Genomic DNA, 24,161 nt, shown 5'->3' on the forward strand with positions numbered 1-24,161 from the left:
GCTTGCTCGCGAAGGTCGTCCACGATAACGCGGGTATCCAGGATGCACGCGTTGACTGGACGTTTTTCGCGAGCGAGCTCGCTCCTACAGGTTACATGCGGAACACGCCGAAGCGGCTCGGCTCAATAGGCGCATTGAGTGCGGCGGACAGTGCCAGGGCCAGCACGTCGCGGGTCTGCAACGGGTCAATGACGCCGTCATCCCAAAGACGTGCGCTGGAATAGTAGGGGTGGCCCTGGGTTTCATATTGGTCGAGGATCGGCTGCTTGATCGCGGCTTCTTCCTCGGCGCTGAACGCATTGCCGGCACGCTCGGCCTGCTCGCGCTTGACCTGCACCAGCACGCCCGCCGCCTGTTCGGCACCCATCACGCCGATGCGCGCGTTGGGCCACATCCACAAAAAGCGCGGGTCATAGGCGCGCCCGCACATGCCATAGTTACCGGCACCGAAACTGCCGCCGATGATCACCGTGAACTTGGGCACCTTGGCGCAGGCCACCGCCGTCACCAGTTTGGCGCCGTGCTTGGCGATGCCGCCGGCCTCGTACTTCTGGCCGACCATGAAACCGGTGATGTTCTGCAGGAACAGCAGCGGAATGCCGCGCTGGCAGGCCAGTTCGATAAAGTGCGCGCCTTTTTGCGCGGCTTCGGCGAACAGGATCCCATTGTTGGCCAGGACCGCCACCGGGTAGCCGTGCAGGTGCGCAAAGCCGCACACCAGGGTGGTGCCGAACAGCGCCTTGAACTCATCGAACACCGAGGCGTCCACCAGCCGTGCGATCACTTCGCGCACGTCGAACGGCTGCTTGGCATCGGCCGGGATCACGCCATAGAGCTCTTCGCCGCTGTACAACGGCGCGACGGGCGGGCGTTGGCGCAACTCCCCCAGCTTGCGCCAATTGAGGTTGGCCACGCTGCGACGGGCCAGGGCCAGGGCGTGTTCATCGTTGTCGGCATAGTGATCGGCCACGCCGGAAATCCGGCAATGCACATCGGCGCCGCCGAGATCTTCGGCGCTGACCACTTCGCCGGTGGCGGCCTTCACCAATGGCGGGCCGGCGAGGAAGATCGTCGCCTGTTGGCGCACCATGATCGCTTCGTCGGCCATGGCCGGCACATAGGCGCCACCGGCCGTGCACGAGCCCATCACCACGGCAATCTGCGGAATGCCCTGGGCGCTCATGTTGGCCTGGTTGAAGAAGATCCGCCCGAAGTGCTCACGGTCCGGAAACACTTCATCCTGGCGCGGCAGGTTGGCACCGCCGGAGTCCACCAGGTAGATGCACGGCAGGCGGTTCTGCTCGGCGATGGTCTGGGCGCGCAAGTGTTTCTTGACCGTCAACGGGTAATACGAGCCGCCTTTCACGGTGGCATCGTTGGCGACGATCATGCATTCGACGCCTTCCACACGGCCGATGCCTGCAATCACGCCGGCGGCGGGCACGTCTTCGCCATACACCTGGTGGGCGGCCAGTTGGCTCAATTCGAGGAATGGCGAGCCTGGGTCGAGCAGGCGATTGATGCGCTCGCGTGGCAGCAGCTTGCCGCGCGAGGTGTGGCGTTCCTGGGCCTTGGCGCCGCCGCCTTGTTGTACCTGAGCGAGCACGGCGTGCAGCGCGTCGACCTGTTGGCGCATCGCCGCGCTGTTGGCGACGAATTCCGTCGAGCGTGGGTTGAGCTGGGTGTGCAGGGTGGCCATGGGGCGCTCCTTCAGCGGGTTTCGTTGAACAGTTCGCGACCGATCAACATCCGCCGAATCTCACTGGTGCCGGCGCCGATTTCGTACAGCTTGGCATCACGCAACAGGCGCCCGGCGGGGAATTCATTGATGTAGCCGTTGCCGCCCAGGATCTGGATCACATCCAGGGCCATTTGCGTGGCGCGTTCGGCGCTGTACAGGATCACGCCCGCGGCGTCCTTGCGCGTGGTCTCGCCGCGCTCGCAGGCCTGGGCTACCGCGTAAAGATAAGCGCGGCTGGCATTGAGCTGGGTGTACATATCGGCGACCTTGCCCTGGATCAGCTGGAACTCGCCGATGCTCTGGCCGAACTGCTTGCGTTCGTGGATGTAGGGCACGATCAGGTCCATGCAGGCCTGCATGATTCCGGTGGGGCCGCCGGAGAGCACCACGCGTTCGTAATCGAGGCCACTCATCAGCACTTTGACGCCGCCGTTGAGTACGCCGAGGATGTTCTCTTCGGGCACTTCGACGTCATCGAAAAACAGCTCGCAGGTGTTGGAGCCGCGCATGCCCAGCTTGTCGAACTTGTTGCTGCGGCTGAAGCCTGTCCAGTCACGTTCGACGATGAATGCGGTGATACCGTGGGCGCCTTTTTCCACGTCGGTCTTGGCGTAGATCACGTAGGTGTGGGCGTCGGGGCCGTTGGTGATCCAGGTCTTGCTGCCGTTGAGTACATAAACGTCGCCGCGTTTGTCGGCGCGCAGTCTCATCGACACCACGTCGGAACCGGCGTTCGGCTCGCTCATCGCCAGGGCGCCGATATGCTCACCGCTGATCAGCTTGGGCAGGTACTTGAGTTTCTGTGCGTGACTGCCGTTGCGGTTGATCTGGTTGACGCACAGGTTGGAGTGGGCGCCGTAGGACAACGCCACCGAGGCCGAGCCGCGGCTGATTTCCTCCATGCTCACCACGTGCGCCAGGTAACCCAGGCCGGCGCCGCCGTACTCCTCCGGTACGGTGATGCCCAGCAGGCCCATGTCGCCGAACTTGCGCCACAGGTCGGCCGGAAACAGATTGTCGATATCGATCTGGGCTGCGCGGGGTGCGATTTCCTTGGCCACAAAGGACTGCACCTGGTCGCGCAGCATGTCGATGGTTTCGCCGAGGGCGAAGTTCAGGGACGGGTAACTCATGGACAGGCACCTTAATGTGAGCTTTTGTTGTTGTGTTGTTGTGAAGGCCGGGCGCGGGGGAGGGCGCTGACCTTTACGTTAACGTAAGCTTGCGTTGCGGCGCTGTCAATCGTAGTTTACGTTTACGTCAACCTACAAAAAAGACAACAGGGGTCGTTATGGATCAACCGAATCAGAGCTACAGCCGTGGTTCCCAGGACAAGGCTTTGCTGGCCATGACGATTGGCCAGGCGTTCGATCAGACTGCTGCGCAACACCCCGACGGCGAAGCATTGGTGGTCCGCCATCAACAGCGACGCTTGACCTGGCGTCAACTGGCCGAGACGGTTGAATTGCACGCCAGGGCGTTCATTGCGTTGGGCATGCAGACCGGCGATCGCCTGGGTATCTGGGCCCCCAATTGCGCCGAGTGGTGTATCTGCCAGATTGCCAGTGCCAAGCTCGGGGTGATTCTGGTCAATATCAACCCGGCGTATCGCACCAGTGAGCTGGACTACGTGCTCAGGCAGTCCGGTTGCCAGTGGCTGGTGTGCGCCAGCGCGTTCAAGACATCCGACTACCACGCCATGCTGCAGGAGCTCAAGCTTGAGCTGCGCGGCATCATCAGCCTGGACCCCAACCCGCCCGCGCCATTCATGCCTTGGGCGCACTTGTCGGCGCTGGGTGCAAGCGTTTCTGTGCAGCAACTGCATGCCCGCCAGGCCAGCCTGCATGTCGACCAGCCGGTGAATATCCAGTACACCTCCGGCACCACCGGCTTTCCCAAAGGTGCCACCCTCAGTCACCACAACATCCTCAACAACGGCTATATGGTCGGCGAAAGCCTGGGGCTTACCGCACAGGACCGTTTAGTGATTCCCGTGCCGCTGTACCACTGTTTTGGCATGGTCATGGGTAACCTGGGGTGCATCACCCACGGCACCACCATGATCTATCCCAATGACGGCTTCGACCCGTTGCTGACGCTGACCGCCGTCGCCGAAGAGCGCGCCACCGGCCTGTACGGCGTGCCGACCATGTTTATTGCGCTGCTCGATCACCCACGCCTGGGCGAGTTCGACCTGGCCAGCCTGCGTACCGGGATCATGGCCGGCTCGACCTGCCCGATCGAGGTGATGCGCCGCGTCATTGATGAGCTGCACATGGGCGAAGTGCAGATTGCCTATGGCATGACCGAAACCAGTCCGGTGTCCTTGCAGACCGGCGCCGATGATGACTTGGAGCGCCGCGTGACCACCGTGGGTCGCACTCAGCCGCAGCTGGAAAACAAGATCATCGATGCGCAGGGCAACACGCTGCCACGCGGTGAAATAGGCGAACTGTGCACGCGCGGCTACAGCGTGATGCTCGGCTATTGGAACAACCCCGAGGGCACTCGCGATGCTATCGACGAGGAGGGCTGGATGCACACCGGCGACCTGGCGACCATGGACGAACACGGTTATGTCTGCATCGTCGGGCGCAACAAGGACATGATCATTCGTGGTGGCGAGAACGTATATCCTCGGGAGCTGGAAGAATTTTTCTTCACCCATCCGGCCGTGGCCGATGTGCAAATCATCGGTATTCCCGACGAACGCTACGGTGAGGAAATCGTCGCCTGGATCAAGTTCCACCCAGGCCAGGCAGCGAACGAGCTGGAGTTGCAAACCTGGTGCAAGGGCCGCATCGCCCACTTCAAGACACCCAGGCACTTCAAGTTCGTGGACGCGTTCCCGATGACGGTGACGGGCAAGATCCAGAAATTCCGCATGCGTGAAATCTCCATCGAAGAGCTGCGAACACCGCCGCAATAACGCGCAGAAAGCACAAAGGGGACCCGAAGGTCCCCTTAATTTGTCGTTGCGTGCTCTTTTTTATTATTGAGGGGCGGCCTGTTGTTGTTTTTGGTAGCCGTGGCCCTTACCGCTGTTTTGGGTGACCCCCATCCGGGGTCAAGAGCAAACGTATTTTTTTGAGCGCTGATCTGCTTCTTCGTAAACGATCCAACCAGTGGCAGCTACCTGAGGTAGTTTTATTTTTCTCTAACCGGTTGCGGGTTTCGGCATGCCGTACCCTGCGAAGCACATCTTCTCCAAAAAAATCTGTTAGCTGCGTCTCTGCCGTGTTGTTTTTGTTATGTCAGAGTCGTTTCGTCTTATTTTTATTAGGTTTGGCGCTTTTTATTCTTGTTATGCCATAGAGATAGCAGAAGCCGTGCCAACTTTATAAACTCCTTTAAAATCAAATGGTTGATTTTTTGACAGGCCAGAGCTTCCGAGCTGCGCGGCGGATTATGTTCCCGCGTTACCCGCTGTACCGGGCTGCGGTAACACATTGTCACAGCTGTGCTACTCAACCGAGGTTACGCGCCTTCGCCACACGCGATCCGCTCGCCCGTCCCACTACCTGGCTGATCTGCTGGCCCGCGCCAATCAGGCGCTCCAGGTCGATGCCCGTGTCGATCCCCAGTCCATTGAGCAGGTACACCACATCCTCGGTGGCGACGTTACCGCTCGCGCCCTTGGCATAAGGGCAACCGCCGAGGCCCGCGATAGAGCTGTCGAACACCTGGATGCCTTCCAGCAGGCCGGCGTAGATGTTGGCGATCGCCTGGCCGTAGGTGTCGTGGAAATGCCCGGCGAGCTTGTCGCGCGGCACCTGTGCGCCGACCACTTCGAACAGCCGCCGTGTCGCCCCCGCCGTGCCGGTGCCGATGGTGTCGCCCAAGGACACTTCATAACAGCCCATGGCATACAGCTCGCGGGCGACGGCCGCCACCTGTTCCGCAGCGATATCGCCTTCATACGGGCAACCCAGCACGCACGACACATACCCGCGCACGCTGACCCCGTGCTGCCGGGCCGCCGCCATGATCGGCGCAAACCGCTCCAGGCTCTCGCTGATGGAACAGTTGATATTGCGTTGGGAAAACGCTTCGGACGCCGCCGCAAATACCGCGACTTCCTTGACTCCGGCCGCCAGTGCATCTTCAAAGCCGCGCAGGTTCGGCGCCAGCGCGCCATAGGTCACGCCAGGCTTGCGCTGGATCTGCGCGAACACCTCGGCGGAGCCGGCCATTTGCGGCACCCATTTGGGCGACACGAAACTGCCGACCTCGATATAGCCCAGGCCGGCGGCGCTCAGGGCGTCCACCAAGCGGACCTTGTCGGCCACGCTGATCGGCTGGGCTTCGTTCTGCAAACCGTCGCGCGGGCCGACTTCCACCAGGCGTACGTGTGAGGGGAGGGACATGGCGGTTACCTTCTGGTCAATGGCCGGCCTGGCGCATGGTGTGGGCCAGGGCCTGGGTGCAACGCTCTTCGGCGGTGTCCAGTTCCAGCTTCATTTGTTCGATATCCAGCAACTGTTGCTCAAGCTGCTCACGGCGCTCGGCAATCTTTGCCAGCATGCTGTTGAGTTGTATGTGGTTGCCGCTGGTGGGGTCATAGAGCTCGATCAACTCGCGGCATTCGGCCAGGGAAAAGCCGATGCGCTTGCCGCGCAGGATCAGCTTGAGGCTGACCTTGTCCCGCGCCGAGTAGATGCGCTCCTGGCCCCGGCGTTCGGGGGCCAGCAGGCCTTGTTCTTCGTAGAAGCGAATGGCGCGGGTGGTGATGTCGAGTTCGCGGGCGAGGTCGGAGATGCTGTAGGTGGTGCTCATGGCGGTGCTCGAGAAAGGCCTGGCGCTAAGCTAATGGCAGGTTGACGTAAACGTCAAGATCGTCATCAGTACTGTAGGAGCGAGCTTGCTCGCGAAAACCCCGAGAGCACCGGGTTAAACCAGACAACCCGCGTTATCGTTGACGATTTTCGCGAGCAAGCTCGCTCCTACAATTTATCCAGTTTCTTCTCGTGGGCGGTGACTTGCTGGCACAACTCGATCATCTGCTCGCGCATCCAGCGGTTGGCCGGGTCCTGGTCGGTGCTTTCGTGCCAGTACAAATGGGTTTCCACCGGCGGCACGTCGTTGACCGGCAGGTTGAACCAGTGCAGTTCATGGCGACGGGCGAAGCGTTCGGGCACGGTCATGACCATGTCGGTCTGCTGTAATACTTGCGAGGCCATCAGGTAGTGCTGGGAGCGCAGGGCGATCTTGCGCTGGATGCCCATCTTGCCCAGGGCCAGATCCACATGCCCCAGGCCGTTGCGGCGGCTGGAAATATGAATATGGGTCAGCGACAGGTAGTCATCCAGGCTGAATTTGTCCTTGCCCGCCATCGGATGGCCCTTGCGCATGGCGCACACGTAGCGGTCTTCCATCAGCTTGACGTGGCGCACTTGCGGGTCGGTGTTGAGCGGCGCATCCACGGCGAAATCCAGGCGCCCGGCGGCCAGTTCCTTGGTGGTTTCGCGGCGTTTGGACAGGAAACTCTCGATCACCACCGTCGGCGCCAGGCGGCGCAGACGCTGGAACAGCAGCGGTAAAATCACGGCTTCGGTCAGGTCGGTCATGCTGATGCGATAGGTCTTGGCCGCCTGCTGCGGGTTGAAAATCCGGCTCTCCTGCACGGAAACCCGCAGCAACGACAACGCATTGCGCACCGGGCCGATGATGTTCTGTGCCATCGGCGTAGGCACCATGCCTTGGGCGGTACGCACGAACAGCGGGTCGTTGAACGTCTCGCGCAGGCGTGCCAGCGCGTTGGACACCGCCGGCTGGGTGATGCCGACAATCTGCCCGGCACGGGTCAGGTTGGCTTCGGTGTAGATCGCATCGAAGACGATAAAGAGGTTGAGGTCGACCTTGCTCAGATTCATTTGGCTTGCGCTCTTATTATCAGGTGGCGATTTTTACGTCTTCAGACGCCGATCATATATCGGTGATGAATGTTAATACACGCCGAGAATAGGCTAGGTAAATTATCAGCGCTGTTCTAGCATCGATTGCATGCCCTAAACAACCTCTCAGAGAAGGGAGCCGCTCATGGATTTCGCCTATTCGCCCAAGGTTCAGGAACTGCGTGAACGCGTCAGCGCATTCATGGACGCTTACGTCTATCCGGCCGAGCCGGTGTTCGAACGCCAGGTCAGCGAAGGTGACCGCTGGCAGCCCACCGCCATCATGGAGGAACTCAAGGCCAAGGCTAAAGCCGAGGGGTTGTGGAACCTGTTCCTGCCGGAGTCCGAGCTGGGCGCCGGTCTGACTAATCTTGAATACGCGCCACTGGCCGAAATCATGGGTCGCTCGTTGCTGGGCCCCGAACCGTTCAACTGCTCGGCCCCCGACACCGGCAACATGGAAGTGCTGGTGCGTTACGCCAATGAAGAGCAGAAACAACGCTGGCTCGAGCCGCTGCTGCGCGGCGAGATTCGTTCAGCCTTCGCCATGACCGAACCGGATGTGGCCTCTTCGGACGCCACCAACATGGCCGCCCGCGCCGAACGCCAGGGCGATGAATGGGTGATCAACGGCAAGAAGTGGTGGACCTCCGGCGCCTGCGACCCGCGCTGCAAGATCCTGATCTTCATGGGTCTGAGCAACCCGGATGCGCCGCGCCACCAGCAGCACTCGATGATCCTGGTGCCGGTGGACACGCCCGGCGTAAAAATCCTGCGCCCGCTGCCGGTATTCGGCTACGACGACGCGCCCCACGGCCACGCCGAAGTGCTGTTCGATAACGTACGCGTGCCTTATGAAAACGTGCTGTTGGGTGAGGGACGCGGGTTTGAGATCGCCCAGGGTCGGCTTGGCCCGGGCCGTATCCACCACTGCATGCGCTCGATCGGCATGGCCGAGCGCGCGCTGGAGTTGATGTGCAAGCGCTCGGTCAACCGCAGCGCCTTCGGCAAGCCGCTGGCCCGCCTGGGGGGCAATATCGACAAGATCGCCGACTCGCGCATGGAAATCGACATGGCGCGGCTGCTGACCTTGAAGGCGGCGTACATGATGGACACCGTGGGCAATAAAGTCGCCAAAAGCGAAATCGCCCAGATCAAGGTGGTGGCGCCGAATGTGGCGTTGAAGGTGATCGACCGAGCTATCCAGATCCACGGTGGTGCCGGTGTGTCCAATGATTTCCCGCTGGCCTATATGTACGCCATGCAACGCACCCTGCGCCTGGCCGATGGGCCGGATGAAGTGCACCGCGCGGCGATCGGCAAGTTCGAGATTGGCAAGTATGTACCCAAAGAGTTGATGCGCGGCGGGCAGTAAGACCGCGTCGCCTGCTATCGGCGGCAAGCCACCTCCCACACTTGGATGTGTGAATACGGTCAAAATGTGGGAGGGGGCTTGCCCCCGATGAGGCCGGCTTGAACACCCCAAAAACCAGCCTCAGTACACCCAGACCTCCACCCGCCGATTCTTGATCCGCCCTTCATCCGCCGTATTCGCCGCCACCGGCATCTGTGCGCCGAACCCGCGAATGTCGCGCAGTATCACGCCGCTTTTCACCAACTCCCTGCGCACCGCCATGGCCCGCAGCTTCGACAGCAAGGCCGCCCGCTGCGGATCATTCTTGGCATCGCCAAACCCCACCAGCGTCACCTGCTTGTGCAGTTTGCCGTGGCTTTTCAGGTAGGCCACCACCCGCTGCACATCCTGGCGCGCCTTGTTGTCCAGGCTGGCGCTGCCTTCCTCGAAACGAAAGTTCACCGTCAAGCGCTGGGCGTTGCGCGCAATCGCCTGATACTCCTCGGGCATCGAGGCGCGTGGCTCCACGCCGATCGCCTGCACGTGCTGAGCGATAAAGCCGTTGGCCGCGACGATGGCCTGGCCCTGGCTGCTTTGGGCAAAGTCCACCAATGCCCTGGCCCAAGGGTTATGGGTCTCCGCAGGCAGATAAAAGTACAGTCGCCGTGACAGCGGGTAGTCCTCGGTGGCGATCAGGCTGCCCAGTGGCAGCATCGGTTGCGAGTCGCCATCGACCACCGCCACGGCCTTGGCCTGGCGTACGTAGGGCAGCCCGATAAAACCGATGCCTTGGGGGTCCTGGCTGACCGCATCGGACAGCGCTTCGCTGGACTCGAAACGCCGGGCCGACGCGGCCAGCGGTGTGTCGCGGCGGTTCAGCACCAGTTCCTTGAAAGTGTCATAGGTACCGGACCGGTCGTCGCGGGCGTACACATGAATGGCGCCGCCACTGCCGCCCAGCGCTTCCCAGGTGCTGATCTGGCCATTGAAGATCTGCGCCAGTTGCTCGGTATTGAGAGTATCCAGCCGATTCTGCGGGTTAAGGATGATCGCCAGGCCGTCAATGGCGATCACCTGTTCGGCGCCGGGACTTTTCAGGTCGCCAAGGGGCTCGAGATCGACCAGTTCGTTGTCGTTGATCGGGCGCGATGACGCGGCCAGGTCGGCGCTGTTGTTTTTCAGCGCGGCAAAGCCCGTGCTGGAGCCGTGGGCGGCTATGTCGATGAATACGGTCTTACCCTGACGGGTTTTGCCGATCACACGCTGCTCATTGGCACCGTTGGCGGCTTCGCTGTGCACGCCTTGCAAACCCTGGCGCTCCATCAACCCCTTGACCAGGGCCGGCCCCAACCCCGCGCCGATGGTGTTGGAGCCCTGGATGCGCAATGCCGGGCCTTGATCGGGAAGCGGGAGAGGGGAGGACACAGCGAAAAACGGGAAAAGCGTCAGCAGTAACAGAACGCGCAGCCTCATGCCGGCACCTTCTTGCGCAAAAGGGAGTGCCGCGAGATTAAGTCAGTTGGATTGCAAACATATGACTGATAGATCACAGATCAAAATGTGGGAGGGGGCTTGCCCCCGATAGCAGTATGTCAGTCAGTTGATCTGTAACTGATACACCGCCATCGGGGGCAAGCCCCCTCCCACATGGGATTTTCACCGGCAGGGAGATCAGCTCAGCTCAAGCCAGATCGGCGCATGGTCCGACGGCTTTTCCAATGCCCGCAGATCATAATCGACGCCGGCATCCTTGATCCGTGGGAGCAAGCCATTGGACGCCATGATCACGTCGATGCGCAGGCCGCGCTTGGGCTCATCCTCAAAGCCACGGCTACGGTAATCGAACCAGCTGAAGCGGTCGGTCACTTCAGGGTTCAGGTGACGGAAGCTGTCCACCAGGCCCCAGTTTTTCAGGCGGGCCATCCATTCGCGCTCTTCGGGCAGGAAGCTGCACTTGCCGGTTTTCAGCCAGCGTTTGGCGTTGTCGGCGCCGATACCGATGTCGCAGTCTTGCGGGGAAATATTCACGTCGCCCATCACCACCAGTGCCTGGTCATTGCTGAAGCGGCTTTCCAGCAGTTGCTGCAGGTCTTCATAGAAGCGCTGCTTGGCCGGGAATTTGGTGGGGTGGTCGCGGCTTTCACCTTGTGGAAAGTAGCCGTTCATGATGATGACCGGGTTGCCGTTCTCGTCGGCGAAGGTGCCCCAGATAAAACGGCGCTGGGCGTCTTCTTCATCGGTGGCAAAACCTTTGTGCACATCCAAGGCTTCCTTGCGCGAAAGCAGGGCCACACCGTAGTGGCCTTTCTGGCCATGGTAGTAAACGTGATAGCCCAGCGCCTGGACTTCGGCCAGCGGGAACTGGTCGTCGTGGACCTTGGTTTCCTGCAGGCCAATGACGTCCGGCTGATGCTTTTCAATCAGCGCCGCCAGCTGATGAGGGCGGGCACGCAGCCCGTTGATATTGAAGGAGACGATTTTCATGGTCGGCGGTCCAGTCTGGCAAAAGGGCGATGCTAGCCGACAAGTCGGACGGGGGCCAGCGTGGCGGTAGGAAGCATGCGCTGCTACTGTCTGGGAACGACTGGCGCTGCGCAGGTTCGTACCCATAAGAACGCCCTATTTTTGAATGGCGTCCAGGAGATTGACTGTTATGCCTGACACTTCGACGGCCGCTGCCGAGATTCGCGTGCTCAACAGCGGTTATTCCCGCGAAGCGCGTTCCCTGCTGTACCAGGCCTACCGTCACGAACCGACCTTCGCCTACATCTTCGAAGCCGAGCGGCCAGGTTATGAACAGCGGGTGCGCGCCACGGTGCGGGAGCTGGTCAAGCAGCATTTCTTCCAGAAACTTCCGGCCATCGGCCTGTTCGTCAACGACCGTCTGATCGGCGTCGCCCTCATCGCGCCGCCGCAACGGCGCCTGGGCATCACCGAGAGCTGGGCCTGGCAGATCCGCATGTGGTTGAGCACCGGTGTGCGCGGTACGCGGCGTTACCTCGAATACCATCAGGCTGTGTTGGCGTGCCTGCCCGCAGCGTCGGTGCATGTGTTGCCGTTGCTGGGCATTCACCCGCAGTTGCAAGGCCAGCACTACGGCGAACAATTGCTCGAAGCGGTCCATAACTGGTGCGCCGAAGACCCGCACTCATCGGGCGTGGTGCTCGACACGGGCAATTCCCGTTACCTGGATTTCTATAAGCGTCAGGGCTATGAGGAAATCGGTGAAATTGCCGTAGGACCTGTCCTGGAGCATGTGTTTTTTCATCCCAATCCCCAGGCGTTAAATGCTGCAACGGCTTGAGACAGAATTATTCAGATAAATCCGAGTTCAAAGTTCCTCTCTCGCTCGTGTAGCATCCGCGCCTATGAAGTTTCCAGGAAGATTTACCAGCGGCTTGATTCTGCTGTTCACAAGCTGCGGCGCATGGGCGCAAAGCGAACTGGACGTGCGGATCAAACCCTCAAATGACGCGCTGAAAGCCAACATCGAAGGCTACATCGGCGGGGTTGGCGATCGTGATGAAGAAGCCCTGCTGCGATTCAGCCGTGGGGCCGAAGAACAGGCGCGCAAAGCGGCCCAGGCGCTGGGCTTCTATCAGCCCCGGATCGCCAGCGATGTGAAGGGCGGCAAGAACCCGCGCCTGACCCTCACCATCGACCCAGGCGAGCCGGTGCATCTGCGCAACGTCACCCTGCGGGTCGATGGTCCGGCGGCGAGCCTCAAGGCATTTCGCGTGCCCGCCAGTGACGATCTCAAGCCCGGCGCGGTGCTCAATCACGGCCATTACGATGACGCCAAGCGCCTGATCCAGAATCAGGCGTCGCGTTACGGCTTTTTCAGCGGGCGCTTTACCAGCCAGAAACTTGCCGTCGACCCTCAAGCAGGCGTGGCCGACATCGAACTCATTTACGACAGCGGCCCGCGCTACAGCATGGGTAAGGTCAGCTTCAGGGGCGACACGCCCTTTGACGAAGAGCTGTTGCAACGCATGGTGCCGTTCAAACCTGGCACGCCCTATGACTCCGAACTGGTCGCCGAACTCAACCAGAACCTGCAGGCCAGTGGTTTCTTCGACAGCGTGCGCGTGGACGCCAGCCCCACAGCCTCGACCAATGACGTGATTCCGGTGGCCGTGCAACTGGACACGCGCAAACCACGCACCATGGGCCTGGGCCTGGGGTTCTCGACCGATGTCGGCCCACGGGGCAGGGCCAACTGGACGCGCCACTGGGTCAACCCCCAGGGCCACAGTTATGGCTGGGAAGCCGAGTTGTCGGCGCCGCGCCAGAACGTCGGGCTGTGGTATGACATTCCGCTGGACCCTCCGCTCACCGACAAATTGCGTTTCGCCGGCGGCTATCAGAATGAAGAGATCGCCAACACCGACACCTTGAGCAAGCTGCTCACCCTGGGCCCCGAATGGCACAGCAAGTTGCCCGGCGGCTGGACGCGGGTGATCTCGCTCAAATACCAGCGTGAAGAATATCGCCTGGGCAATGACTCGGGCTTGAGCAACCTGGTGATGCCGGGCATCAGCTATTCCTACTTGCGCAGCGACAACCGCATCGATCCGCACAACGGCTATCGCCTGATGTTCGACAGCAAGGTCGCCAAGGAAGGGCTCGGTTCCGACACCAACCTGTTGTATGGCACTGCCACGATCAAGGGCTTGACCACCTTGTGGGATAACCACCGGTTCCTGGGCCGTGCGCAGGTGGGCGGCAGTGCCACCAATGGCTACAAGTCGGTGCCGCCGTCGCTGCGCTTCTTCGCCGGTGGCGACCAGAGCGTGCGCGGTTATGAATACCAGACTCTGTCGCCGGAAAACGATCGCGGCGACCGCATCGGTGGCCGCTACATGGTGGCGCTGAGCGCCGAGTACCAATATTCCATCACTGAAAAGTGGCGGATCGCGACCTTTATCGACCAGGGCAACTCGTTCAACACCCTGGACATGCCCAGCCTGAAAACCGGCGTGGGTGTGGGGGTGCGCTGGGTCTCGCCCGTGGGCCCGATCCGCCTCGACCTGGCCCATGCCCTGGAAGACCCGGGCGGCATTCGATTGCACTTTTCCATGGGGCCTGAGCTGTGATGCGTGGTTTGAAAATAGCGGGGCTGGCGCTGGTCGCCATCCTCGCCTTGCTGTTATTGGCGCTGTGGTCGGGGCTCGGCACCCAGGCGGGCAGTCGTTGGGCCTTGGGCCAGGTGCCAGGTTTGAGCGTGGAGAATTTCCAAGGGCGTCTGGGCGGGCAATGGCGCGCCGACCATCTGCTGTGGCAACAGGACGGCAGCCGCGTCGAGCTGAATGCACCGATATTCGATTGGTCGCCCGGCTGTCTGCTGCGCATGGCCCTGTGCATCAACCGACTGGATGTGGAACAGGTCAGCCTGGAATTCGCCCCCAGTGCCGAAGAAAGCGACAGCGGGCCGATTCAACTCCCCGACCTGAAACTGCCGGTTGCCCTCCAGTTGGGCGATGTGCGCATCGGCAGCCTGCTGTTCAACGGCAGTGAAGAACTCAAGGGCCTGCAATTGGCCGCGCACTGGACCGCCGCCGGGCTGCAGATCGACTCGGTGCGTCTGCAGCGCGATGACCTGGTGCTGGACCTCTCCGGCCTGCTGCAACCTACCGGCGATTGGCCGCTGAATGCCACCGGCAACCTGAGCTTGCCCTATGCGCCGAGCGGCGCACCCTGGACCATCGCCCTCAAGCTCGAGGGCGACCTGCTCAAGACCCTCAAGCTCGACGCCGACAGCAGCGGCTACCTGCCGGCCAAGCTCACAGGCGAGCTGCAACCTCTGGCGCAAAACCTGCCGGCGCAGTTGCGCATCACTTCCGAGGCGTTCAAGCCCAGCGCCGATCTGCCCGACACCTTGCAGCTCAACCAACTGGACCTGAGCGCCAAGGGCGACCTTAAAGCGGGTTATCAGTTGCTGGGCAAAGCAGTATTACCGGCGGAAAAAGGCCCGGTGGATTTACTGCTGCAAGGCAAGGTCGATGCCAAGGGCGCACAGATCGCCGGCCTCGACCTGAACGCCGGCGACAAGCAGAGCCTCAAGCTCAGCGCCAACCTGGACTGGCAACAAGGCTTGCGCGCCGACGCCAAAATCGACTGGCTGGACTTCCCCTGGCACCGCCTCTATCCGGTCATCGACGAGCCGCAAGTGGCCTTGCGTACCTTCAACGGTGAAATCTCCTATAAAGACGGCAACTACCTGGGCAACCTCAAGGCTGACCTCGACGGCCCGGCGGGCAAGTTCAATGTGGTTACGCCGTTCAGTGGCGATCTCAAGCAAGTCTTTCTGCCTGAGTTGAAGCTGAGCGCAGGCCAGGGCAAGGCCGAAGGCCACCTGAACCTGCAATTTGCCGACGGTATCGCCTGGGACACCGCGCTGGACCTGTCGGCATTGAACCCGGCGTACTGGGTCGCAGAGTTGCCCGGCACCCTGGCCGGGCCGCTGCGCAGCAAAGGCGAGTTCAAGAACGAACAGCTCAAACTCAACGCCGACCTCGACCTCAAGGGCCGCCTGCGCGGACAGGCCGCCGTATTTGCGGCCAAGGCCGAAGGCGCGGGGCAGCAATGGACCCTCGCCAACCTGGACATCCGCCTGGGCGACAACCGCATCAACGGCAGCGGCAGTCTGCAGCAACGCCTGGCCGGGCAGATCGACATCAAGCTGGCGCGCCTGGCCCAGCTCTGGCCGCAACTGCGGGGGCAAGTCAACGGGCGTTTCGAGGTGGCTGGCACCTTGAAAGCCCCTCAAGGCAAGCTCGACCTCAAGGGCCTGCAACTGGCCTTTGCCGACAACCGTCTGCAAACCCTCAACCTGGACGCCAACCTCGATAGCGCTCAGCGCGCCAAGCTCGACCTCAAGGCCAGCGGCATTCAAAGCGGCGAGACGCAAGTCGGCAACCTTACCGCCAGCGCCCAGGGCGATATCAAGAACCAGAAGGTTCAACTGGCCCTGACTGGCCCGCTGGTCAAATTGGCCCTGGCCCTGGACGGCAACCTCGACAAAGACAACTGGCGTGGGCGCCTGGCCAGTGGTGACGTACAAGCCGGTGGCCAGGACTGGCGGCTGCAAGCCCCGGCGAAGATCGAACGCCTGGCCGATGGCAAGCTGACCTTCGCCGCGCACTGCTGGGTCTCCGGCGGCGCCAGCCTGTGCGGCGAAGACCAGCGCCTGATGCCCGAGCCGAAGCTGCGCTATCACCTCAAGCAATTCCCTATCGACAGTCTTGCGGCGTTCCTGCCCAACGACTTCGCCTGGCAGGGCAGGCTCAATGCCGACGTACAACTCGACCTGCCGGCCAGCGGTCCGAAGGGCGTGGTTTCGGTAGACGCTGGTGGCGGCAACCTGCGGGGGCGGGACAAGGGCCAATGGCTGGATTTCCCCTACGACACCCTGAAACTGGAAACTACCCTCAACCCCAAGCGCATCGATACCCAGCTCAACTTTCGTGGCGGCAAGCTCGGCGAGCTGCTGTTGCAGGCGCAGATCAACCCGCTGCCGGCCAACAAGCCGATCACCGGCAACTTCAGCCTCACCGGACTGGACCTGGCCGTGGCGCGACCCTTTGTGCCGATGGTGGAAAAGCTCAACGGCAAGCTCAACGGCAATGGCCGCATCTCCGGCGGTTTGCTCGCGCCCCTGGTTAACGGCAACGTGAATCTGGTGGACGGTGAAGTCTCAGGTCCTGAACTGCCCATCAGCCTCGAGGGCCTGAACCTGCAGGCGCAGATCGCCGGCGAAAGCGTTCAGCTTAATGGCGGCTGGCACAGCGGCAAGGCGGGGCAGGGCAGCCTCAAGGGCCAGATCGACTGGGGCCGCGCCCTGGTGGTGGACCTCAGCCTCAAGGGCTCGCAACTGCCGGTGACAGTGGAACCCTACGCGGTACTGGAAGTGGCCCCCGACCTGAACATCAGCCTCAAGGACGACAAGCTGGCGATTGCCGGCAAGGTGCACATCCCTCGCGGCGATATCACCGTGCGCGAGCTGCCGCCGTCGACGGTCAAGGTGTCCGATGACACGGTGATCGTCGGCAGCCAGACCGAAGCAGGCAAACCGCCGATGGCCATGGCCATGGATATCGACGTGGAGGTAGGCGAAGACCAGCTCAACTTCGCCGGCTTCGGCCTCACCGCCAAAGTGCAGGGCCATGTGCATATCGGCGACAACATGGACACCCGTGGCGAGCTGTGGCTCAACGACGGCCGTTATCGTGCCTACGGCCAGCGCCTCAACGTGCGCCGTGCACGGTTGTTGTTTGCCGGGCCGCTGGACCAGCCGTTCCTGGATATCGAAGCGGTGCGGGTTACCACCGAGGCCTCCCGCACGGTCACGGCCGGGATTCGTTTGAGCGGCAGCGCCGAGCAGCCGACCACGCAGATCTTCTCCGAGCCCGCCATGGCTCAGGAGGACGCGCTGTCCTATCTGGTGCTGGGGCGTTCGCGCACCAATAACGGTGAAGACAACAACATGCTTGCCGAAGCCGCCCTGGGCCTGGGCCTGATGGGCAGCGCCGGGGTGACCTCGGACATCGCCCATAAATTGGGCATCCAGGATTTCGACCTGGATACCCAAGGCACCGGCAACAGCACTGCCGTGGTGGCCAGCGGCAAGATCAACGAGAAACTCAGCCTGCGTTACGGGGTAGGGGTGTTCGAACCGGCCAACACCATCGCCTTGCGCTACCTGCTGAGCAAGAAGGTGTACCTGGAAGTGGCCACAGGCGTAGCCAGCTCCCTGGATATCTTCTACAAACGCGACTTCTAAGCCGTACTCGGTTAAAAAATGTGGGAGGGGGCTTGCCCCCGATAGCGGCCTTTCAGTCAGCTAATCTGTAGCTGACACACCGCTATCGGGGGCAAGCCCCCTCCCACATTGGTTCTTTATTTCACTCAAGTTTTTGGTCAGTTACCAAGCAACCTAACTATTCCATTTGACATTCGCTGCCTAAGCAGTAATATCTCGTCACACATTCACTGCCTAGGCAGTAATAAGGTGACTTTCGATGCCCCACTTCACCCCCGACAACTTCCACAACTGCCATCTCGGCCTGTTGCTGGGCCGCGCCGCGATCCTCAAGGACCGCATCATCGACACCCATATGGAACCCCACGGCATCACCGCCGCGCAGTTCAAGGTGTTGATCATCATGGCCCAGTTCGGTGTCGACACCCCGGCCGAGCTGTGCCGCCACCTGTCCCTGGACAGCGGCTCGATGACGCGCATGCTCGACCGGCTGGAGCAGAAAGGCTTGCTCAGCCGCAAACGTTCCGAGCTGGACCGCCGCCAGGTGCAGTTGGTGCTGACCGCCGATGGCCAGCGCCTGGCGGACATGCTGCCGCACATCGGCGCCCAGGCCCTTAACCAACTGGCCGGCGTCCTTGAGACGGGCGAGCTGGAAACCCTGGAACGCATCCTCAAGAAAATTCTGATCGCTGCAGGTGACCCCATCACGATCCAGCGGGTAGGTAACCAATGAACACACGCGCACTCAGTCTGGTGCTGGCGGCGATGACGCTGGCCGGTTGCGCCAACTACAGCGGCCTCGACACCCAAGGCCAACGCCTGGACGCCAACACCCTGCAAACCGGCAAGTCCTTGAGCGGCGTGACGCTGTCGGATGCCGCCTGGCCCAGCGCCGACTGGTGGAAAAGCCTCGGCGACCCACAGCTCGACGGGCTGATCCAGGAAGCCCTGCAAAACAGCCCCGACATGCAAGTGGCCGACGCCCGCGCCCACCAGGCCGAAGCCGCGGCCTATGCCGCCAACGCCGCGCGCCTGCCAACCCTGGATGCCAGCGCCGGCGTGAGCCGTTCGCGCCTGGCCAAGGATCAGGACCCGCGCGGGCAGGGCGATGCCTACTCGACCGTGCGCAACATCGGCGCCAGCTTCAATTACAACTTCGACCTGTGGGGCGGCCAGCGCGCTGCCTGGGAAGCCGCCCTGGGCCAGGCCCGCGCCGCCGAAGTCGATCAGCATGCCGCGCGCCTGACCCTGGCGGCCAACGTGGCCAAGGCCTACAGCGACCTGGGCCAGGCGCACATCGTGCGTGACCTGGCCGTGGATGACCTCAAGCGCACCCGTCAGATGCTCGACCTGAGCCAGCGCCGCCTGAGTTCGGGTATCGACAGCGAGTACCAGTACCAGCAGACCGAAAGCCTTGAAGCCAGCTCCCAGTCGCAGCTGATCGATGCGGAAAAACAACTGCAAAGCGCCAGGATCGCCCTCGCCGTATTGCTCGGCAAAGGCCCGGACCGTGGCAATGAACTGGCCCGCCCGGCGGTGTTGAAACCCGCTGCCGTTGCCGTGCCGTCGGTGCTGCCTGCCGAGCTGCTCGGCCGACGCCCGGACCTGATCGCCGCCCGCTGGCGGGTGGAAGCCGCGAGCAAGGACATCGCCGCCAGCAAGACGCGCTTTTACCCCAACCTCAACCTGAGCGCGAGCGCCGGCGCCGAGTCGTTGCTGGGGGACGCCATGTTCGGTTCGGCCAGCCGCTTCTTCAACATTGCGCCGACCGTGTCGCTGCCGATCTTCGATGGCGGCCGCCTGCGCGCCGACCTCGATGCCCGCGACGCCGATTACGACCTGGCCGTGGCCCAGTACAACAAGACCCTGGTGCAAGCCCTCGGCGATATCGGCACCACCCTGTCGCAACTGCGCGACACCGGGCGGCAGATCCAGGCGCAGCAACATGCCGCCGACATCGCCCAACAGTCCTACGACACCGGGGTGCAGCGCTACAGCTCCGGCATCGGTAATTACCTGGATGTGCTCAGCATCGAGCAGCAATTGCTGCAGGCCCAGCGTCAGTTGGCAAGCCTGAATGCTGCGCAGATCGATCTGTCGATTCAATTGATGCAGGCCCTGGGCGGCGGGTTCGACGCCAACAGCGTGGCCGCGACCGCCCCAGCCACCCGCACGGAATAATTTGAGGTATTTGTCATGGCCACTGCCGACAACAACAACGCAACTGAACAACCTAAAGACAACAACCCGCGCAAACGCAAAGTCATGCTGATCGGCCTGGCGCTGATCGTCATTCTCGGTGCCGTCGGCGTGTGGGCCTGGTACGAGTTGTACGGGCGCTTCAATGAAAGCACCGATGATGCCTATGTGAACGGCAACGTGGTGGAAATCACCCCGCTGGTCACCGGCACCGTGGTCAGCATCGGCGCCGACGATGGCGACCTGGTCCACGAAGGCCAGGTGCTGGTCAACTTCGACCCCAACGACGCCGCCGTCGGCCTGCAAAGTGCCCAGGCCAACCTGGCCCGCACCGTGCGCCAGGTGCGTGGCTTGTACAGCAACGTCGATGGCATGAAAGCCCAGGTCAACGCGCAGAAGGCTGACGTGCAGACGGCCCAGGACAACTACAACCGACGCAAGACCCTGGCCCAGGGCGGCGCGATTTCCCAGGAAGAACTGTCCCACGCCCGCGATAGCCTGACCGCGGCGAAGAACGCCTTGACCAACCTTGAGCAGCAACTGAAAACCACCAACGCCCTGGTGGATGACACGGTGATTTCGTCCCACCCGGATGTGCAAGCCGCCGCCGCGCAGTTGCGCCAGGCTTACCTGACCAACGCGCGCAGCACCTTGATCGCGCCCGTCACTGGCTATGTGGCCAAGCGCACCGTGCAACTGGGCCAGCGCGTCCAGCCGGGTACCGCGCTGATGGCGGTGATACCGCTGGACCAACTGTGGATCGATGCCAACTTCAAGGAAACCCAGTTGCGTGATATGCGCATCGGCCAGCCGGTGGACATCGAGTCGGACATCTACGGCAGCGACGTGAAGTACAGCGGCACCGTCGACAGCCTCGGCGCCGGCACCGGCAGCGCGTTCGCCCTGTTGCCCGCGCAGAACGCCACCGGCAACTGGATCAAGATCGTGCAGCGTGTGCCGGTGCGCATCCATATCAATGCTGAGGAGCTGGCCAAACACCCGCTGCGCGTTGGCTTGAGCACCGTGGTCAATGTGGACCTGCACGACCAGAGCGGCCCGGTCCTGGCGCAACAGCCGCCGCAGAAGGCCTCGTTCACCACCAACGTGTATGACCGTCAACTGGCCGAGGCCGATGCCATGATCAACCAGTTGATCCATGACAACAGCGTCGCCGCTCCCAAGGCTGCGCAACGCTGATGAGCAATAACGCCTCGTTCACGCCACCCAGCCTGTTGATGGCCACTATCGGGCTGTCGCTGGCGACCTTCATGCAGGTGCTCGACACCACCATCGCCAACGTGGCGTTGCCGACGATTTCCGGCAACCTGGGCGTGAGTTCGGAGCAGGGCACCTGGGTCATTACCTCGTTTGCGGTGAGCAACGCCATCGCCTTGCCGCTCACCGGTTGGTTGAGCCGGCGCTTCGGCGAGGTGAAGCTGTTCCTGTGGGCGACCCTGCTGTTCGTGCTGGCCTCGTTCCTCTGCGGTATTTCCACCTCGATGCCCGAGTTGATCGGCTTTCGCGTGCTGCAGGGGCTGGTGGCGGGGCCGTTGTACCCGATGACCCAGACGCTGCTGATCGCGGTCTACCCGCCGGCCAGGCGCGGCATGGCCCTGGCGCTGTTGGCGATGGTCACGGTGGTGGCGCCGATTGCCGGGCCGATCCTCGGCGGCTGGATCACCGACAGCTATAGCTGGCCGTGGATCTTCTTCATCAACGTGCCCATCGGCATCTTTGCGGTGATGGTGGTGCGTGCGCAGTTGAAGAAGCGCCCGGTGGTCACCAGCTACCAGCCGATGGACTATGTGGGGTTGTTGAGCCTGATCGTCGGGGTCGGCGCCTTGCAGATCATCCTCGACAAGGGCAATGACCTGGACTGGTTCGAATCCAACTTCATCATTATCGGTGCGGTGATCTCGGCGATCGCCCTGGCGGTGTTCGTGATCTGGGAGATGACCGACAAGCACCCGGTGGTGAATCTGCGTTTGTTCGCCTACCGCAACTTTCGCATCGGCACCATTGTGTTGATCGGCGGGTACGCGGGCTTCTTTGGCATCAACCTGATCCTGCCGCAGTGGCTGCAAACCCAGATGGGCTACACCGCCACGTGGGCCGGCCTGGCGGTGGCGCCGATCGGTATCCTGCCGGTGCTGATGTCGCCGTTCGTGGGCAAATACGCGCACAAGTTCGACCTGCGCCTGCTGGCGGGGTTGTCGTTCCTGGCGATGGGCTTGAGCTGTTTCATGCGCGCGGGCTTCACCAATGAGGTGGATTTCACCCACATCGCCCTGGTGCAGTTGTTCATGGGGATCGGCGTGGCGCTGTTCTTCATGCCGACCCTGAGCATCCTGATGTCCGACCTGCCGCCGCAGCAGATTGCCGACGGCGCTGGGCTGGCAACGTTCCTGCGCACCTTGGGCGGCAGCTTCGCGGCCTCGCTCACCACCTGGATCTGGATTCGCCGCGCCGACCAGCACCATGCGTACATGAGCGAGAACATGACCACTTATGACTCGGCCACGCGCGACGCGATACAGGCGCTCGGCGGGGCGGGGCACAAAGCGTATGCGCAGTTGGACCAGATCCTCACCAGCCAGGCCTACATGATGTCCACCGTGGACTATTTCACCTTGATGGGGTGGATCTTTGCCGGGTTGATGCTGCTGGTGTGGCTGGCCAAGCCGCCGTTTACCGCGAAAGCGGGGCCTGCGGCTAGCGGCCACTGATCCGAACGGATTGTGAAATGCAATCAACTGTGGGAGGGGGCTTGCCCCCGATAGTGGTGGGTCAGTTACAGATGTATCAACTGACACACCCTCATCGGGGGCAAGCCCCCTCCCACAGTTTGACCTCTGTTCACATGGGATCAGTGGTGCTGCGGATCAAGCGCCGGGCAACGCCAACTGCGGATTGACGAAGTCAAACGCCGCCAGTTGAAAACCTTGCTCATCCACCTGCAATGCCCACCCTTGCTTGTCCCAATCCCCCAGCACAATCCGCTTGGCCGCCTGCTCACCAATCTGCAACTTATGGATGGCAGGGCGGTGGGTGTGGCCGTGGACCAGGGTGCGCACGCCGAACTGCTGCATCACCCGCGGTACTTCTTCGGCGGTGACATCGACAATGTCGTTGGCCTTCATGCGCACCTGGGCGCTGCTTTCACTGCGCAATTTGCGCGCCAGTTTGTGGCGCGTGCTCAAGGGCAGGTGGCGCAGGATAAACAGCACAATCGGGTTGCGCAGGATGCGCCGCAGCTTCATATAGCCGAGGTCGCGGGTGCAAAGGCTGTCGCCGTGCATCAGCAGCACGGGTTCGCCGTACAATTGCACGACACTCGGGTCCTTGAGCAAGCTGGCGCCTGCGGCTTTGCAGAACGCCGTGCCGATCAGGAAGTCGCGGTTGCCGTGCATGATGAAAATCGGGGTGCCGCTTTCGCTCAGTTCGCGCAGCGCGTCACAGATGGAACGCTGGAACGCGGTCATCCCATCGTCGCCAATCCAGGCTTCGAAGAAGTCCCCCAGAATGTACAACGCCTGGGCGCCACGGGCGCGGCCGTGGAGCAGATCCAGAAACGCCCGGGTAATGTCCGGGCGTTCCTCTTCCAGATGCAAGTCTGAAATCAGCAATATCACCCAACGATCTCGGCTTTCTCGACGATCACGTCTTCGGCTGGAACGTCCTGGTGACCGGCTTTGGACGTGGTGGACACGCCTTTGATCTTGTCGACAACGTCCTGGCCTTCGGTGACTTTACCGAACACCGCGTAGCCCCAACCCTGCACGTTTTTGCCGCTGTGGTTCAGGAAGGCATTGTCGGCCACGTTGATGAAGAACTGTGCGGAGGCCGAATGCGGCTCCATGGTACGGGCCATGGCGACGGTGTACTTGTCGTTGGAAAGGCCGTTGTCCGCTTCGTTCTGGATGCTTGGGCGCTTGTCTTTCTTCTCTTTCATGCCGGGCTCGAAACCACCGCCCTGGATCATGAAGTTGCCGATGACACGGTGGAAAACGGTGTTTTCGTAGTGGCCGGCGTTGACGTACTCGATGAAGTTGGCGACGGTGATCGGCGCTTTCTCGGCGTTCAACTCGATGACGATGTCACCGTGGTTGGTGGTCAGTTTGACTTGAGTCATGTTCACTACTCTTTTCAGGGAATTCGTGGGTTTGAGTGCCTGGGCACCTTACCTGTCTGGCTTAAACGACAGCCAAGGCG

18 protein-coding genes are annotated in these 24,161 nt (G+C 61.9%); 9 read left to right on the forward strand and 9 right to left on the reverse strand.

Features of this window, described 5'->3' with window-relative positions; genetic code table 11:
* Positions 1–91: 91 nt before the first annotated feature.
* Positions 92–1,699 (reverse strand): carboxyl transferase domain-containing protein, encoded by a 1,608-nt coding sequence (locus TU82_RS03570; RefSeq protein ID WP_057721724.1) that lies wholly within the window; start codon positions 1,697–1,699, stop codon positions 92–94.
* Between the two features lie 11 nt (positions 1,700–1,710).
* On the reverse strand, positions 1,711–2,874 hold the full coding sequence (locus TU82_RS03575) for an isovaleryl-CoA dehydrogenase (RefSeq protein ID WP_057721725.1): 1,164 nt from the start codon (positions 2,872–2,874) through the stop codon (positions 1,711–1,713).
* Between the two features lie 158 nt (positions 2,875–3,032).
* Here TU82_RS03575 and TU82_RS03580 point away from each other — a divergent pair, with 158 nt between their 5' ends.
* Positions 3,033–4,670, forward strand: coding sequence for an AMP-binding protein (locus tag TU82_RS03580; protein ID WP_057721726.1), 1,638 nt, complete (start codon positions 3,033–3,035; stop codon positions 4,668–4,670).
* 538 nt (positions 4,671–5,208) lie between these two features.
* On the opposite strand, the gene TU82_RS03585 is transcribed toward TU82_RS03580, so the two are convergent.
* The 3 genes from TU82_RS03585 to TU82_RS03595 all read right to left on the reverse strand — a co-directional run bounded on the left by TU82_RS03585 (position 5,209) and on the right by TU82_RS03595 (position 7,614).
* A complete protein-coding gene (locus TU82_RS03585) occupies positions 5,209–6,108 on the reverse strand; it encodes a hydroxymethylglutaryl-CoA lyase (RefSeq protein ID WP_057721727.1) in 900 nt (299 codons plus the stop codon).
* Between the two features lie 16 nt (positions 6,109–6,124).
* Positions 6,125–6,517: a MerR family transcriptional regulator gene (locus tag TU82_RS03590; RefSeq protein ID WP_057721728.1), complete on the reverse strand. Its 393-nt coding sequence runs from the start codon at positions 6,515–6,517 to the stop codon at positions 6,125–6,127.
* Between the two features lie 167 nt (positions 6,518–6,684).
* Positions 6,685–7,614, reverse strand: coding sequence for a LysR family transcriptional regulator (locus TU82_RS03595; protein WP_057721729.1), 930 nt, complete (start codon positions 7,612–7,614; stop codon positions 6,685–6,687).
* A 166-nt stretch (positions 7,615–7,780) separates the two neighbouring features.
* Here TU82_RS03595 and TU82_RS03600 point away from each other — a divergent pair, with 166 nt between their 5' ends.
* A complete protein-coding gene (locus tag TU82_RS03600; RefSeq protein WP_057721730.1) occupies positions 7,781–9,010 on the forward strand; it encodes an acyl-CoA dehydrogenase in 1,230 nt (409 codons plus the stop codon).
* Between the two features lie 120 nt (positions 9,011–9,130).
* Here the strand turns inward: TU82_RS03600 and TU82_RS03605 are convergent, their stop codons facing one another.
* Together TU82_RS03605 and xthA are read right to left on the reverse strand one after the other, a co-directional pair.
* Positions 9,131–10,462 carry a substrate-binding domain-containing protein gene (locus tag TU82_RS03605; RefSeq protein ID WP_057721731.1) on the reverse strand — a complete coding sequence of 444 codons (1,332 nt, stop codon included), beginning with the start codon at positions 10,460–10,462 and terminating at the stop codon, positions 9,131–9,133.
* A gap of 198 nt (positions 10,463–10,660) precedes the next feature.
* Entirely contained in the window at positions 10,661–11,473 is an 813-nt protein-coding gene (gene xthA / locus TU82_RS03610; protein ID WP_057721732.1) for an exodeoxyribonuclease III, read from the reverse strand.
* A gap of 169 nt (positions 11,474–11,642) precedes the next feature.
* Between xthA and TU82_RS03615 the strand changes: the two genes are divergently transcribed.
* From TU82_RS03615 to TU82_RS03645, 7 genes are all read left to right on the forward strand, one after another.
* Complete coding sequence (locus tag TU82_RS03615; protein WP_057721733.1) at positions 11,643–12,293, forward strand: GNAT family N-acetyltransferase; 651 nt, start codon at positions 11,643–11,645, stop codon at positions 12,291–12,293.
* 64 nt (positions 12,294–12,357) lie between these two features.
* Positions 12,358–14,085: an autotransporter assembly complex protein TamA gene (locus TU82_RS03620; RefSeq protein ID WP_057721734.1), complete on the forward strand. Its 1,728-nt coding sequence runs from the start codon at positions 12,358–12,360 to the stop codon at positions 14,083–14,085.
* A complete protein-coding gene (locus tag TU82_RS03625; RefSeq protein WP_057721735.1) occupies positions 14,085–17,771 on the forward strand; it encodes a translocation/assembly module TamB domain-containing protein in 3,687 nt (1,228 codons plus the stop codon). The genes TU82_RS03620 and TU82_RS03625 overlap by 1 nt, the downstream gene beginning before the upstream one ends.
* A gap of 238 nt (positions 17,772–18,009) precedes the next feature.
* Positions 18,010–18,483: a MarR family winged helix-turn-helix transcriptional regulator gene (locus tag TU82_RS03630; protein ID WP_057721736.1), complete on the forward strand. Its 474-nt coding sequence runs from the start codon at positions 18,010–18,012 to the stop codon at positions 18,481–18,483.
* Positions 18,480–19,931 carry an efflux transporter outer membrane subunit gene (locus TU82_RS03635; RefSeq protein WP_057721737.1) on the forward strand — a complete coding sequence of 484 codons (1,452 nt, stop codon included), beginning with the start codon at positions 18,480–18,482 and terminating at the stop codon, positions 19,929–19,931. The genes TU82_RS03630 and TU82_RS03635 overlap by 4 nt, the downstream gene beginning before the upstream one ends.
* 15 nt (positions 19,932–19,946) lie before the next feature.
* Positions 19,947–21,146: an HlyD/EmrA/EmrK family protein gene (locus tag TU82_RS03640; protein ID WP_057721738.1), complete on the forward strand. Its 1,200-nt coding sequence runs from the start codon at positions 19,947–19,949 to the stop codon at positions 21,144–21,146.
* The gene (locus tag TU82_RS03645; RefSeq protein ID WP_057721739.1) at positions 21,146–22,675 is read left to right on the forward strand and encodes a DHA2 family efflux MFS transporter permease subunit; all 1,530 of its coding nucleotides are present in this window, start codon (positions 21,146–21,148) and stop codon (positions 22,673–22,675) included. The genes TU82_RS03640 and TU82_RS03645 overlap by 1 nt, the downstream gene beginning before the upstream one ends.
* 156 nt (positions 22,676–22,831) lie before the next feature.
* Here the strand turns inward: TU82_RS03645 and lpxH are convergent, their stop codons facing one another.
* Entirely contained in the window at positions 22,832–23,581 is a 750-nt protein-coding gene (gene lpxH, locus TU82_RS03650) for a UDP-2,3-diacylglucosamine diphosphatase (protein ID WP_057721740.1), read from the reverse strand.
* Positions 23,578–24,081, reverse strand: coding sequence for a peptidylprolyl isomerase (locus TU82_RS03655; RefSeq protein WP_057721741.1), 504 nt, complete (start codon positions 24,079–24,081; stop codon positions 23,578–23,580). Before TU82_RS03655 ends, lpxH begins: the two co-directional genes overlap by 4 nt.
* Positions 24,082–24,161 lie beyond the last annotated feature (80 nt).

This window comes from Pseudomonas orientalis (assembly GCF_001439815.1).
GTDB lineage: Bacteria > Pseudomonadota > Gammaproteobacteria > Pseudomonadales > Pseudomonadaceae > Aquipseudomonas > Aquipseudomonas orientalis.